4 protein-coding genes are annotated in these 15957 nt (G+C 68.8%); all 4 read left to right on the forward strand.

The features are described from left to right. Positions 1-33: 33 nt before the first annotated feature. The 4 genes from JZ791_RS22165 to JZ791_RS22180 are packed head-to-tail and all read left to right on the forward strand — an operon-like array spanning position 34 to position 15705. Complete coding sequence (locus JZ791_RS22165) at positions 34-13116, forward strand: non-ribosomal peptide synthetase (protein ID WP_216897108.1); 13083 nt, start codon at positions 34-36, stop codon at positions 13114-13116. After that, complete coding sequence (locus JZ791_RS22170; RefSeq protein ID WP_216897109.1) at positions 13113-14084, forward strand: ATP-binding cassette domain-containing protein; 972 nt, start codon at positions 13113-13115, stop codon at positions 14082-14084. Before JZ791_RS22165 ends, JZ791_RS22170 begins: the two co-directional genes overlap by 4 nt. Then, positions 14081-14887, forward strand: a complete 807-nt coding sequence (locus JZ791_RS22175; protein WP_216897110.1) for an ABC transporter permease — start codon at positions 14081-14083, stop codon at positions 14885-14887. The genes JZ791_RS22170 and JZ791_RS22175 overlap by 4 nt, the downstream gene beginning before the upstream one ends. Further along, complete coding sequence (locus tag JZ791_RS22180) at positions 14884-15705, forward strand: ABC transporter permease (RefSeq protein WP_216897111.1); 822 nt, start codon at positions 14884-14886, stop codon at positions 15703-15705. Before JZ791_RS22175 ends, JZ791_RS22180 begins: the two co-directional genes overlap by 4 nt. Positions 15706-15957 lie beyond the last annotated feature (252 nt).

A 15957-nucleotide genomic window follows, 5' to 3' on the forward strand; every position in this document is an offset into this window, starting at 1 on the left:
CGGTTCGAGCGCGGGCCGATCCTTGGATTCCTCATGCGACAGCTCACTTCCCCGGCCACCACTCCCGATGACGTCTTCGAGCTTTCCGCGGCGCAACGCGGCATCTGGTTCGCCCAGCACATCGCCGGCGATGTACCCATCTCCATCGCCCAGTACGTGGAGCTGGCCGGCGCGATCGATGTCGAGCTGCTCGTGCGGGCCGTGCGACGTGCGGGACGTGAGTTCGGCACCGGCTATCTGCGGCTGATCGAAGTCGACGGCTACCCGTTCCAGACGGTGGACACCACGCTCGACGACCGCGTGCGCATTCTGGACCTCCGGCATGAACCGGATCCCGCGGCCTCCGCTCAGGTATGGATGCGGGCCGATTACCAGGAGCCCCTGAACCCTGTCGAGGACCGGCTGGTGCACATGGTGATGCTGCGCCTGGCCGACGATCATTGGTTCTGGTACTCGCGGATTCACCACATCGCGCTCGACGGTATGGGCGCTCTCGCCCTGGTACAGCGCGTCGGGGAGCTCTACGACGCCGAAATCGAGGGTCGGCGACCGGCGCCCGCGAAATCCGACGACCTGCGCCGGATCGTCGAATCCGAACGCGCCTACCGTGATTCGGATCGATTCGCCGCAGATCGCGCGTACTGGCTCGACCATCTCGCCGGGATGCCGGAACCGGTCAACCTTGCCGGTCGCGTCGCCGAGGTCGACTCGCATCCGAATCGAGCGACCGGCGCGTTGTCGAACGCGACCGCGGCGCTGTTGGATTCGGTCGCGCAGGACGCCTCCTCGGGTGTCGCGCCGACGGTGGTCGCGGCATTCGGCGCGTATCTGGCCGCGATGACCGGCGCTCCCGAGGTGGTGCTGAGCCTGCCGGTCTCGGCCCGTACCACCGCGTCGCTGCGCCGGTCCGGCGGCATGATCGCGAATGTCGTTCCGCTGCGGCTGGCGATGACCCCGGCCACCACGGTCGGCGGGCTCATCCGGGCCGCGCAGGGCGAGCTGACCGGCGCGTTGCGCAGGCAGCGCTATCGGCAGGAGGATATCTTCCGTGACCTGGGGCGTCGGATGGATCAGGCGGTGTCGTTCGGTCCGTCGGTGAATCTGATGATGGCCGACACCAGGATTCAGCTCGGCGGGGTCACCGGACGACTGCACGTGCTGACTTCGGGACTGATCGATGATCTGTTCGTCAATCTGTACCCCGGTGTCGGCGGCGAAAGCACGCACATCGACTTTCAGGGCAACGCGAACCTGTACAGCGCAACGGAATTGGCGGCACAGCACCGCCGCTTCGTGTCGTTCCTGGAACGGTTCCTCGCCGCCGGGACGGACGCCGCGCTCGCTTCGCTGACGGTGCTGTCCGACCAGGAGCGCGCCGAACTCGAGCCGGTCCGTGGACCGCGCGGCCTGGCGCCCCGGACGCTGCCCGAGATCCTCGCCGCCGCAGTGGCGCTCGACCGGGACGCGGTGGCACTGGTCAGCGGTGAGACCGAACTGACCTACGGCATGCTCGACCAGTACGCCAATCAGCTGGCCCGGATGCTGATCTCCGGCGGCGCCGGACCGGAAAACACTGTTGCGGTGGCGATTTCGCGATCGGCCGAATCCGTGCTCGCGACGATCGCGGTGGCCGGGACCGGCGCCGCGTTCGTACCGATCGACCCGTCCTATCCGGGCGACCGGATCCGGCACATGCTCGACGACAGCGCGGTCGTCTCGGGTGTGACCATCGCATCTGCTCGGAAATCGTTGCCGGACACGGTGGATTGGCTGGTCCTGGACGACCCCGCCACCACGGCTCAGCTGTCCGCCCGCTCCGGTGATGCGATCACCGATGCCGAACGGCTGTCCGTCGTGCGCCCGGATCAGGCGGCGTACATGATCTACACCTCCGGATCGACCGGACTGCCCAAGGGGGTGCTCGTCACCCATCGGGGTCTGGCGAACCTCGTCGCGGGCTCCGGGAGCCGGTTCGGAGTCGACTCCGATTCCGTTGTCGCCCACGCGGTATCGCCGAGCTTCGACATCTCGGTCGAGGAGATCCTGGTGACCCTCGCACGCGGCGCGACGCTGGTGGTCGTTCCGCCGGCGGCGTACGCGGGCGAGGAGATGGCGCAGGTGCTGCGCGCCCACGGCGTCACCCATCTCGATGTCACTCCGGCGGTGGCGGCCTCGCTGGATCCGGCGACGGTGCCGAGCCTGCGCACGGTCGTGGTCGGGGGCGATGCCTGCCCGCCGGATCTGGTGGCCCGGTGGTCCGGTCGCACTCTGCTCAACGGATACGGGCCCACGGAAACCACTGTCACGGTGACGGTGAGCGAGCCGCTCGGCCCCGATACACCGATCACGATCGGCGGTCCGACTCCCGGAGTGTCGGCGGTGGTACTGGATCCGTGGCTGCGGCCCGTGCCCCCGGGGACGACGGGAGAGCTGTATCTCGCGGGCGCCGGACTGGCGCGCGGATACCACCGGCGCGGTGGACTCACCGCCGCACACTTCCTGGCGAATCCGTACGGTGACGGTGAGCGGATGTACCGCACCGGTGACCTGGTGCGCTGGCGCGTACACGACGGCAGGCACGAGCTGGAGTATCTGGGCCGCAACGACTTCCAGGTCAAGATCCGCGGCTTCCGGGTCGAGCTGGGTGAGATCGACGCGGTGCTGCAGCACCATCCGGATGTCGAATTCTCCATCACGCTCGGCGCCGAAACCGGCTCCGGCGCTGTCGCGCTCGTCTCCTACGTCCTGCCGCGAGTCGGCGCAGCACCGGACCCAGAGGAGTTGAAAGCCGTTGCCGGTCGGACACTTCCGGCTCATATGGTGCCCGCCGCGGTCGTGCTGCTGGACAGCGTCCCGCTGACCCCGCTCGGCAAAGTCGACCGAAAGGCCCTGCCGACTCCCGATTTCGAGGCTCGCACTACGACGGGCCGAGCGCCGTCGACACCCCGGGAGAAGCTGCTCGCCGGGTTGTTCGCCGAGGTCCTCGGGCTGGAATCGGTCGGGGCGGAGGAGAGCTTCTTCGCGCTGGGCGGCGACAGCATCGTGTCCATCCAGCTGGTGTCCCGCGCGAAGGCCGCGGGGCTGGGGTTCAGCGCACGGGATGTGTTCGAGCGCAAGACCGTCGCGGCACTCGCGGCCGCGGCCTCCGACGTGACGGCGCCGCAGGTCCGTGAACTGCCCGGTGGCGGCGTGGGTTCGGTTGAACTCACCCCGATCGTGCACGCGATGCTCGAGCAGGGCGATACCTGGCGGCGTTTCGGTCAGGCCGTGCTGATCGGGCTGCCCGCCGACATCGACCGGTCGCGTCTGGTCGCGGCCGTGCGGACCCTGACCGACCATCACGACCTGCTGCGTTCCGCGCTGCGGCGTGCCCCGCACGGCTGGGTATGGCAGGTGGGTGAACGCGGTTCGGCCGATGCCGAGGCGCTGGTGGACCTCGTGCACGCTGACTCGGACATCGATGCGATCTGTGCGCGCGAACTGGACCGGGCGGCCGATCTGCTCGACCCCGAGGCCGGTGTCATCGCACGTTTCGTCCTGATCGAGCAAGATCATGCCGCACCCCTGTGCTGGATAGTGCTGCACCATCTCGTCACCGATGGCGTGTCCTGGCGAATCCTGTTGCCCGATCTGGCCGCTGTGGCACTGGGCGGTGACCCGGCGCCGGTCGGTACCTCCTTCCGGCGCTGGGCCGATGGTCAGCGGTCACAGGCACGAGACCGTGCATCCGAACTGCCTGTCTGGCAACGGATGTCGGCCCCGGATCCCGCACTGGGGACGGACCGGCTGGATCCCGCGCTCGATGTGATCGCCACCATGGGCGAACGGCACACCAGCATCGCTCCCGACATCGCGGACACCGTCCTGGGCGCCGCCCCGGACCGATTCCACTGCGGCGCGGACGATGTACTGCTCGCCGCGCTCGCCATGGCGGTGAGCCGGTGGCGCGACCGATCGCGCACGGTGTTCACCCTCGAGGGCCACGGCCGTGAGGAGGGCGTGCTGCCCGGCGCGGATATCGCGCGCACGGTCGGCTGGTTCACCAGTGTGTATCCCGCCGCGATCGACCTCGACGGCATCGACCTGACCGAGGCTTTTGCCGGTGGCGCTGCCGCGGGCACGGTGATCAAGACCGTCAAAGAACAGCTGCGGGCGTTGCCGGACAAGGGCATCGGCTACGGGATGCTCCGTTACCTGAACCCGGACACCGCCGCCGTGCTCGCGGGCGACCACACTCCGCAGATCAGCTTCAACTATCTCGGTCGCGCGACGACGGACACCGATCCCTGGCTCCCGCAACGTTTCACGGCCACCCACGACGCGCAGGCCCCGCTGGCCGCCGTCGTCGACATCAACGCGATCCGCACCACCGAGGGCCTCGAGGTGACCTGGGCCTACGCCACCCGGCTACTCGACGCGGCCGACATCGACGAACTCGTCGCGCTGTGGAGCGACGCGCTGCACGCTCTGGCCGAGCATGCGAGCGGCCCGGACGCGGGCAGCCACACCCCCTCGGACTTCGGCCTGATCGCGGTCTCGCAACAGCAGATCGACACTTGGGAGCGAGCGTATCCGGAGCTGATGGACGTGTGGCCGCTCTCGCCGTTGCAGCAGGGCCTGCTGTTTCACGCCGTCTATGACACCGGCATCGCCGACGACTACACGGTGCAGTCGCTGCTCACCCTGTCCGGCCGGGTCGACCCGGCCCGGCTGCGGGCCGCGGCCCGGACGCTGGTCGCCAGGCACGAGAACCTGCGCGTCGCCTTCGTGGAAACCGACGACGGCCCACGCCAGCTCGTCTCGGCGCACGCCGAAATCCTGTGGCGCGACGTCGATCTCACGGCGATCACCGATTCCGGGCTGCGGCAGCGGGAACTGGACCGCATCGTCGCCGTCGACGCGCGCACCCGATTCGAACTGACCCGCCCGCCACTGGTGCGGTTCACCCTCGTCCGCATCGGTTCCGGCACTTACCGTTTCGTGCTGACCAACCACCATCTCGTCCTGGATGGCTGGTCGACACCGCTGCTGGTGCGCGAACTGCTGACGCTGTACGTCACCGACGGCGACGCGTCGATTCTGCCGCCGGTCCACTCGTACCGGGAATTCCTGGCCTGGCTCGGCGCCCGGGACGACGCGCGATCGCTCGCGGTCTGGACCGAGTATCTGGCAGGCGTCGATACGCCGACGCGTGCGCTGCCGGACTCGACCGGCCGCGAATCCGGCCGAACGGGAATGGTTTCCACCGAGCTGTCCCGCGATATCGTGGCCGGACTGGAAAAGCTCGCCCGCGGGTCGGGCGCGACGGTCAACACCGTGATCCAGGCCGCCTGGGCAATGTTGCTCGCCATGCTGACCGGCCGGACCGATGTGGTGTTCGGCGCCACGGTATCGGGCAGACCGCCGGAGCTGGCGGGGGCCGAGGAGATGATCGGCCTGTTCATCAACACCCTGCCGGTCCGCGTCCGGCTCGACCCGCACGAGTGCGTGGCCGAGCTGCTGGCCCGGGTGCAGCGCGAGCAGACCCGTCTGATGGATCATCAGCACATCGGTCTCGCGGCGATCCATCAGGCCGTGGGTCTCGCCGAATTATTCGACACCCTCACCGTTTTCGAGTCCTACCCGATCGACCGTGAAGCGCTGAGCCGGTCTCTGGACAGTGCGGGATTGCGGGTACCCGATATCGATGGCACCGACGCCACACCGTATCCGCTGAATCTGATGGTCGTTCCTCAACCCGGCGACACCCTGCGCATCACCCTGAAATTCCTGACTGGGCGCTTGGCGTCCGGTGAGGCGCTGCCGCTGCTGAATCGGTTCGCCGAACTGCTGACTCAATTCGCCGATAATCCGGACCTACTCGTCGCGCGGGTGCAGTACTGCGATGCCGACGAACGCTCCGCGCTGACGTCGATGCGCGGCCCGGAATCGGTAGGATCGCGGACGCTGCCCGAGATCCTCGCCGCCGGCGCTCGCATCGACCCCGACGCGATCGCCGTCACCGCAGGCGAATTCAGCATGTCCTACGGCGAACTGGATGCCTGGTCCAATCGGTTCGCGCGGATGCTGCTGTGCCGGGGAATCGGCCGCGAGGTGTTCGTGATCCTGGCGATGACCCGCTCGCTCGAGTCGGTGGTCGCGGTATGGGCACTGGCCAAGACCGGCGCGGCGTTCGCGCCGCTGGATCCGAGTCACCCCGTCGAGCGCATCGAACACATGCTTGCCGATTCGAAGGCGCCGATCGGCGTGACCGTGACGGCGACCGGCGAGACACTGCCCGGCACGATCGACTGGCTGCTGCTGGACGACCTCAACACCATGCGACGGGTCATGACCGTCTCCGAGGCGCCCATCACCGACGCCGAACGCGGCGGGCCGATCGCCCTCGACCAGACCGCTTACCTGATCTACACCTCCGGGTCCACCGGTAAGCCGAAGGCGGTATTGCTCAGTCATCGCGGTATCGCGGATCTGGTCTCCGCGCAACGGGCTTCGCTGGCGGTGGAGCCGACATCCAGTGTGTTGCAGGTGGCCTCGCCCAGTTTCGACGCCTCGGTGTTCGAGCTGCTCACCGCGCACGGGGCGGGCGGGCGGCTGGTGGTCTCGCCGCCCGAGGTCTACGGCGGCGGCGACCTGGAACACCTGCTGCGCGCCGAGCGGGTGACCCATGCGGTGATCACGCCCTCGGCCCTGGCCACCATGGATCCCCTCGGCCTGCGCCACCTCCGGGTGCTGGCGGTGGCCGGCGAGGCGGCGACGCCCGAACTGGTCGCGCGATGGTCTCCCGGCCGCCGGATGGTGAACCTCTACGGACCCACCGAATTCAGCATCTGGGCCACCGGTCCCGCGGAACTGCGAGCGGGCGAACCGATCACGATCGGCGCCCCGATCCGCGGCACCGCCGCGACCGTCCTGGACGCCTGGTTGCGGCCGGTGCCGGTCGGGATACCCGGCGAACTGTATCTGGCCGGTCCCGCACTCGCGCGCGGGTACTTCAACCGATTCGCGATGACCTCGGAACGCTTCGTCGCCGATCCCTATGGCTCGCCGGGTGATCGCATGTACCGGACCGGGGACATGGTGCGGTGGGTGACCGGGAGCGACGGGCTGTTGGCCTTGGAGTATCTGGGCCGCGGCGACTTTCAGGTCAAGATTCGCGGCCTGCGGATCGAGCTGGGCGAGATCGACGCGGTGCTGTCACGCGATGAGCAGATCGAGTTCGCGGTGACGCTCGGCCGGTCCGGACCCTCGGGCTCGACCGTGCTGGTGTCCTACGTCCTGCCGGGCGAGGGCATCGAGCTGGATACCGAACGCCTGCGCACGCGCGTCGCCGCGCAACTGCCCGGCTATATGGTGCCCGGCTATATCGTTGTGCTGGAATCGATTCCGCTGACCCCGGTCGGCAAACTGGATCGGCGCGCGTTGCCGGCGCCGGATTTCTCCGATTCTCAGCGGCCCTACCTGGCGCCGCGAACTCCGATGGAGCACACCGTTGCCGGGGTGTTCGCCGATGTTCTCGGCGCCGACCGGGTGGGTGTCGATCAGTCGTTCTTCGAACTCGGCGGCAATTCCCTGAGTGCGACCAAGGTGGTGGCCCGGGTGAACTCGGCGCTGGGCGCCACGGTGGCCTTGCGCGATCTGTTCGACGCACCCACGGTCGCGCAGCTGTCCGGGCGGGTCGTTCCGGCCGCGGACGCCCCGGGCCGTCGCGCCCTGACGCCTCGGATCCGTCCGGACCGGATCCCGTTGTCGGCGGCGCAGCAGCGTATGTGGGTACTCAACCGGCTGGACTCGGCGTCACCCGCCTACAACATCGCGGTGGCGCTGCGACTCACCGGCGCTCTCGATGTCGATGCCATGCGCGCGGCGCTCACCGACGTTGTCGCCGAACACGAGAGCCTGCGTACGGTGTACCCCGCCGATGCCGGCGGGCCCCGCCAGGTGGTGATCGACATCGCGACGAGCACACCGGACATCACGGTGGACGACACCGTGGACGGCGCACCGCTGCGCGCCCGGATCGACGCGCTCACCGGCACGGGCTTCGACCTGACCACGGACCTTCCGTTGCGCGCGGGCATCTTCCGCCTTGATTCCGTCGCGTCCGGCCCGCCGGTGCACGTGGTCGTGCTGGTCGTGCACCACATCAGCGCTGACGGCGCATCGATGGCGCCGCTGGCAACGGATCTCATCGCCGCCTATTCGCAGCACTCGACCGGCGGTACCGCGGCCCTGGTGCCGCCGGCCGTCCAATACGCCGACTTCGCGCTGTGGCATCGGGAACTGCTCGGCGACGAATCCGACCCGGAATCTGTGTCCGCACAGCAGATCCGGTACTGGAGCGAGACTCTGGCAGGCGCACCGGAGTTGCTGGAGTTGCCCGCCGACCGTCCCCGTCCGGCCGTGCAGTCCCTGCGTAGCGCCGAGGTGAATTTCACCATCGACGTCGAACGGCACCGCGCCCTGGTCGATTTCGCGGCAGCGCACGCGGCGAGCCCGTTCATGGTCGCGCACGCCGTGCTCGCGCTGCTCACGGCCCGGCTCAGTGGCGCTCGGGACGTGGTGATCGGCACCCCCGTGGCCGGACGTGGCGACCCGGCGCTGGACGAGATGGTCGGCATGTTCGTCAATACGCTGGCATTGCGCACGCCGGTCGACCCGGCCACCGAATTCGCCCAGTTCCTCGACACGATCCGATCGGTGGATCTGGATGCGTTCGCCCACGCCGACGTCCCGTTCGAGCGGCTGGTCCAGGTGCTCGACCCGGAGCGGTCCACCGCGCATCAGCCGCTGTTCCAGGTGCTGTTGAGCCTGCAGAACTTCACCGAGCCCGTCGTGGAGCTGCCCGGTCTGCGTGTGGCGGTCGAGGACGTCGACCGCAGCGCCTCGCAGTTCGATCTGACATTCGACCTGCGCGAGCATGTTTCGGCGGCGGGTCCGGCCGGGCTGGACGGCGTGGTGACGTATGCGACCGACCTGTTCGACGAGTCGACGATCCTCGCGCTGGTGGCCCGGTGGCAGCAGGTCCTGGATGCCGTACTCGCGCGCCCGCAGGTGCGCCTCGCCGATATCGACATTCTCGATGACACCGAGCGCTCGGCGCTCGTCCCGATGCGCGGCGCCGAATCCGCCGGAACGACAACACTTCCCGAGATTCTCGCTGCCGCTGTCGCTCGCTACCCCGATCGCCCGGCCGTGATCGACGGCGGCCGGACGACGACCTACCGCGCGCTGGACGGACGCACCGACCGGCTGGCCGAGCGGCTGCTGGCTTCCGGCGTGGGACCAGAAACCGTAGTGGCACTGGGCCTTCCGCGCTCGAGCGAGTTGATCGACGGTATCTGGGCCGCCGCGAAGACCGGCGCCGCCTTCCTGCCCGTGGATCCGACGCACCCGGCCGAGCGAATCGAACACCTGCTCAACGATTCCGGCGCCCGGGTCGGCCTCACCCTCACGGCCTATCGGCGCCTGCTGTCCGATGACATCGAATGGCTGGTGCTCGACGACCCCGGCGTCTTGGACCGCCCGGACACCGGCAAGCTGCCCGCCACCGTACGGCCGCACACGCCCGCGTGGCTGATCTACACCTCCGGCTCGACCGGCACGCCCAAGGGCGTCACCGTCACCCACCGCGGGCTTGCCGATCTCGTTGCGTCGCAGCGCGATCTGCTCGGTGTGGACCACTCGTCGCGAGTGTTGCAGGTGGCATCGCCGAGTTTCGACGCCTGCGTCTTCGAGGCCCTGCTGGCCTTCGGCTCGGGCGCCGCCCTGGTGGTGTCGCCACCGGAGACCTTCGGCGGGCCGGACCTGGCCGGGCTGATCGCGGCCGAAGCGGTGACCCATGCGGTTATCACACCGTCGGCCCTGGCCACGATGGAACCCGAGGGCCTGCACACCCTTCGGGTCCTAGCGGTGGCGGGGGAGGCGCCACCGGCGGAACTGATCGCGCGATGGTCGCCGGGCCGCCGGATGGTGAATCTGTACGGCCCGAGCGAGTTCACGATCTGGGCCACCGGACCCGCGGAACTGGTCGCGGGCGAACCGATCACGATCGGCGAGCCGATCAGCGGCGCCGCCGTGCTGGTCCTCGACGAGAGTCTGCGTCCGGCGCCGGTCGGGGTCACGGGCGAGTTGTATCTCGCCGGTCCCGCCCTGGCACGCGGATATCACGCCCAGCCGGGGCTGAGCGCTGGTCGCTTCGTCGCGCATCCGTTCGGTGTGGCGGGCGAGATGATGTACCGCACCGGTGATCTGGTGCGCTGGGTGCGCGCGGGCACGCGGCCGCGACTGGAGTACCTCGGCCGCGGCGATTTCCAGATCAAGATCCGCGGGCAGCGCATCGAGCTCGGTGAGATCGACGCGGTGCTTCGCCGCGCCGAGGGCGTCGATTTCGCGGTGACGCTGGGTGTTCCCGGCCCGGCCGGGACGACCGCGCTCGCGGCCTACCTGGTACGCACACCCGGAACCGAACCCGATCTCGCCCATGTGCATGCCGTCGCCGCGGAAACGCTGCCCGCCTACATGGTGCCCTCGGCATTCGTCGTGCTGGACGCGATCCCGCTCAACGCCGTCGGCAAGCTCGACCGAAAAGCATTGCCGGAAGCGAAGTTCGGCAACGAGCGCACCGAATACCGGGTGCCGTCCACGCCGACCGAGCGGATCCTGGCCGACATCGTGGGTGAGCTGCTCGGGGCCGACCGGGTGGGCGCCGACGATTCGTTCTTCGCGCTCGGCGGCGACAGCATCATCGCCATCCAGCTGGTCTCGTCGGCCAGACAGCGGGGTGTGACATGCACTCCGCTGCAAGTGTTCCAGCACCGCACGGTCGCCGCGCTGGCCGCCGTCGCCGACGCGTCGGGCCCGGCACTCACCCTGGACGAGTTGCCCGGCGGCGGAGTCGGTGAACTGCCGCTCCCGCCGATCGGGCACTACATGCTCGAACGCGGCGGCAACTACGACCGTTTCGCGCAGTCCGTCGTGCTGAGACTCCCGGCCGATATCGACCGCGACAAGCTGACGGCGACGCTGTCGGCGGTGATCGACCGGCACGACATGCTGCGTGCCCGCCTGATCGCCGACGAGAATCCCCGGCTGATCGTGAGCGAACCCGGATCGACTGCCGTGGACGAGCTGATCCGGCATGTGCGGGTCGATCCGGCCGAACTTCGCGAATGCGCTGCGCGTGAGCTGGATTCGGCGACGGACCGGCTGGCTCCCGCGAACGGTGTCGTGCTCCAGTTCGTCTGGCTCGATCCGAGCGCGGGAAACGCCCCGGGACGGCTCATCATCGTCGCGCACCACCTGGTGATCGATGCCGTCTCCTGGCGAATCCTCGTACCGGACCTGATCCGCGCCTGGGCACAGGTATCCACCGGCGCTGTCCCGGTGCTCACCGAGACAGGCACGTCGATGCGCCGCTGGACGACCGCGCTCGCCGAGGAAGCGCACACCGATACTCGCGTGCGCGAACTCGACTACTGGCAACGCGTCGTCGCCGGTCCCGATCCACTGATCGGCCCGCGTGAGCTCGACCCCGCCATCGATCGAGCGGATACGCTGCGCTCGATCGAGCGGGAAGCGCCGCAGCCGGTCACCCATGCCCTGCTCACCACGTTGCCCGGCCTGTTCCAGGGCGGGGTGGACGACGCCCTGCTCGCCACATTGGCACTGGCCCTGCTGCGCTGGCGCGACGCGAGCGACCGCAATGTGCTGCTACGGCTCGAGGGCCACGGCAGGCAGGAGGAGGTCATCCCCGGCGCCGACCTGTCGCACACCGTCGGCTGGTTCACCAGCCTCTATCCGGTGCGACTCGAGCTCGACGGCGTCGATCTCGACGAAGCGATGGCCGGAGGTCCCGCGATGGGCGCGGCTATCCGCGCGGTGCAGCGCCAGCTGCTCGAAATACCGCACAAGGGAATAGGGTTCGGTCTGCTGCGCTATCTCAACCCCGCGACGGCAGCGCGATTCTCCGCCGGGTTGCCGGGCCGGGTGAGCTTCAACTACCTCGGCCGTCTCGGGATTACGGACCTCTCCGCCGACTCGCAGGGACTGGGCTGGATGCCGACCGGGGAACTGGATGACGTGCTCATCGCCGAGCATTCCGACGTACCACTGCAATCGGCCATCGACATCAACGCGATGGTCGTAGGGGATCGCCTCCGAGCCACCATCGGCTTCCCCTCCACACTGCTCGATCAGCGGTCAGTCGACGAACTGGCCGACCTGTGGATCGAAATACTGAGCGCGGCAGCCCGTTTCGCCGACTCTCCGGCCGCCCGGGCCATGGCGCCCGCTGTGCCTGCCGCACCGAGCGGCCTGGGACTGGATGTGCGCCTGCCCATCCGGCCCGAGGGCAGTGAACCGGCCCTGTTCTGCATCCACCCCTCCTCCGGTATCTCGTGGAGCTATCTGGGACTGGCGGACGCGCTACGGCCGGGCCGGCCGATCTACGGCCTGCAAGCCCCCGACCTGAGCGGGCGGGAACCGTCGGCACGCTCGATCGAGGAGTTCGCCGAGCGCTACGTGCGCGAGATCCGCGCGATCCAGCCGTCGGGCCCCTATCACCTGCTCGGCTGGTCGTTCGGCGGGCTCATCGCGCACGCTGTCGCCGACGAATTGGACAGGGCCGGTGCGGAAGTCGGTGTCGTCGCCCTGCTGGACGCCGACACCGCCGACATCGACGGCGAGGCCATCGAGCGGCTGGGCGCGGGAGCGTTCGTCAACGCGTTCGGCGCGGCATTCGGTGTGCACGACGTGCCCGCGGATGCCACCGCGGAGCAGGCGGCGGACTCGATTCGCGCACGGACGGGCGGGATCTCGCTCGTCGACGCCGACACCATCGAGCGAATGGCCGCCTCCTACAACGCCTCCGCGCGAACCAGAACCGGGTACCGGCGCCCGGTCTTCCACGGTGACGTCCTGTATTTCCACGCCACCGTCGACACCTCCGCCACCTCCGCCACCTCCGACACCTTCGGCCCGGACGGCTGGCGGCCCTACGTGACCGGTGCCATCAGCACCTACGACGTCGAGGTCACCCACGACGACATGACCACACCGCACGCGCTGGCGATCATCGCCCGCGTGCTCGACGAACACCTGGGAGGACACCGATGAATTCCGGAGTCGAAGTAGCCGGAATAGCCAAATCGTTCGGCGCGGTCGCCGCACTGCGCGGCATCGATTTCACGGCCGAGCCGGGCGAGGTGCTCGGCGTCCTGGGTCCGAACGGAGCCGGCAAGACCACGCTGGTCAACATTCTGTCGACACTCGTCGCACCCGACCGGGGCCGTGCGGTCGTCGCCGGGCACGATGTGGTCGCCGACCCCGCCGCGGTGCGACGGCGCATCATGCTCACCGGTCAGTTCGCCGCGCTCGACGAGATGCTCAGCGGCTACGAGAATCTCGTGATGTTCGGCCGGCTGATGGGCTTGCGCAAGCGGGCGGCCCGGAGCCGGGCGCAGGAGTTGCTCGTCGAGTTCGATCTCGCGGAGGCGGCGGGCCGGCGGGTCGGGACCTATTCGGGTGGGATGCGCCGCCGGATCGACATCGCCTGCGGTCTGGTCGTGCGCCCGGAGGTCGCCTTTCTGGACGAGCCGACGACCGGGCTCGACCCGCGCAGCAGGCAGAGCGTCTGGAACCTGGTGGCGGGCTTCAAGAAAGCCGGTATCACCACCCTGCTCACCACCCAGTATCTGGAGGAGGCCGACGCGCTGAGCGATCGGATCATCGTCATCGACCACGGCACGGTGATCGCGTCGGGCACCGCGGACGAGCTGAAATCACGTACCGGAGGCAGCTATTGCGAGGTGGTCCCGCTGGATACCGCGGACCTGCCCGCCCTGGCCGCGGCGCTCTCACCCCTGATGGAGTTCGACGCCACACTCGGCGCCGACGCGACACGAATCACCCTCGCGGCCCCCGAGGGCACCCGCACACTTGCCGAGGTGCTGCGCCGAATCGACTCCGCGGGACTGGAAGTGGTGGACGTCGCGTTGCGCAGGCCGTCGCTCGATGAGGTATTCCTGCGGCTCACAGGACATTCCGCCGCGCCGGACAGCGAACTCGCGCAGGTCGCCGTATGAGCGCTATAACCCGGCCGTCCACGGTGACGGCGACGCCGCGACGCACACAGCAGTGGTGGGTGCTCACCACCCGATCGGTCGTGCCGTCGGTGAAAACCGGTGAGGTGCTGACCTCGATCCTGGGGCCCGCCGCCTTCACCGCCAGTTTCTACATTCCGCTGCAGACGATCATGAGCTTCACCGGCACCGGATTCAGCAGCTACGCGCAGTTCATGATGCCGTTGGTGGTCCTGCAGGCGGCCGCCTTCACGGCCGTGTCGGCAGCGTTCCGGGCCGCCACCGATGCGGTCACCGGACTCGATCGACGCTTCGCCGCGATGCCGATCGGACCGCTGATTCCCGCGGCGGCACGGATGTGCGGCAACATCTTCCGGCTCCTTGTCGCACTGGCCACGGCACTGGTCTGCGGACATGTGATCGGATTCCGGTTCTACCTCGGCGCCGGGCACATCCTCGCGTTCCTGCTGTTCTCGGTGCTCGTCGGGGCGGCGTTGATCCTGGCCGCCGATGTGATCGGAACCGCCTCTCGCAGCCCCGAGACCACCGCGCAGGCGCTCGTGCTGCCGCCGGTGATCTTCGGGATGCTGTCGACCGGCTTGGCGCCGATCGATGACTTCCCCTCGTGGATAAGACCTTTCGTGCGTAACCAACCTGTTTCGCAGTGGGCCGGCGCGTTGCGGGCGCTGGCCGGTGATCAGTGGCCGCAGTCCGGGCACCTGACCGCCGCGCCGGTGGCGTGGGCGCTGGCCATCGTCGTGATCTGCATCCCGCTGTCGATCCGACTCGGTAAAGGACGGGCATGACCACTCTCACCACCGCTCGCGCGGACCGTATCCCCATCGCCTCCGAGCGTTCGATATCGGCGCTGGTACTGCACACGGTGATCCAGACCCAGCGACTGCTGCTGCGCTGGGCCCGCAGTCCGGTCGCCCTGTTGGAAACGCTGATCATTCCGTGCCTGCTGCTGGTCATGCTGGATGTCGTTGTGGGCGGCCAGATTCGGAAGTTCACCGGCAGCAACCCCCTCGACGGTTCGGTTCCGTTGACCGCCGTCGTCGGGGCGCTGTCCGGCGCGGTCGGCAACGGAATCCTGCTCGGACGCGAACGCGACGCGGGCCTGCTGGCCCGGTTCTGGGTGCTGCCGGTCCACCGTGCCTCCGGCCCGGCCGCCCGCGTCCTCGCCGAAGGCGCACGGATCCTCGCGGGCACGGTGACCGTCGTGATCGTCGGCTGCCTGCTGGGCTTCCGCTTCCACGGCGGCATCGTGGCGACCGTCGTATTCCTGTGCCTCCCAGTCCTGTTCGGCCTGGCCTTCGCCACGATCGTCACCGCGACGGCGGTCTACACCGCCAAAGCCACACTGGTGGAGGGCATCACCGTGGTCACCTCACTGATGATGTTCTTCAGCACCGGTTTCGTCCCCCTCGCGGCCTACCCGCCGTGGATCCGCCCGGTGGTCCACGACCAGCCCATGTCCGTCGTCGTCGACACCATGCACGCCCTCGCCACCGGCAGCGCCTCGGCCCACCTGCTGACCTTCACCCTCATCTGGTCGGTCGGCATGATCGGGATCTTCGCCGTCCCCGCCGCCATCGGCTACCGTCGCGCCAGCCGTCGCTGATACCGGTACGCCGACAATCCATCGGCGATACACCGTCGGGCGCCCCGATCAGGATGGCGCCTGCGAATCGCCGCCGGTGCCCTGCTACCGGGCGGCAATCCGGCACTGCCGCGATCGCCGCAGATGAGGCATTGCGCACGATACGGGCGAGTAACCCCCTGACGCTGTGTACCTGCGTGCCTCGAGGGTGCAGACTACCCGAGACCGGAGTCGCAACCTCTCGCCCGACCGGGCTTTGCTGTGCAGTGGAAA

Origin of the sequence: Nocardia alni, from assembly GCF_019038435.1 — a bacterium.
Classification (GTDB): domain Bacteria; phylum Actinomycetota; class Actinomycetes; order Mycobacteriales; family Mycobacteriaceae; genus Nocardia; species Nocardia alni.

What these genes read in the sequence shown, in the direction of transcription:
- JZ791_RS22165 (WP_216897108.1), top strand. Translation starts at nt 34, where the DNA reads ATGCGACAGCTCACTTCCCCGGCCACCACTCCCGATGACGTCTTCGAG.
- JZ791_RS22170 (WP_216897109.1), top strand. Translation starts at nt 13,113, where the DNA reads ATGAATTCCGGAGTCGAAGTAGCCGGAATAGCCAAATCGTTCGGCGCG.
- JZ791_RS22175 (WP_216897110.1), top strand. Translation starts at nt 14,081, where the DNA reads ATGAGCGCTATAACCCGGCCGTCCACGGTGACGGCGACGCCGCGACGC.
- JZ791_RS22180 (WP_216897111.1), top strand. Translation starts at nt 14,884, where the DNA reads ATGACCACTCTCACCACCGCTCGCGCGGACCGTATCCCCATCGCCTCC.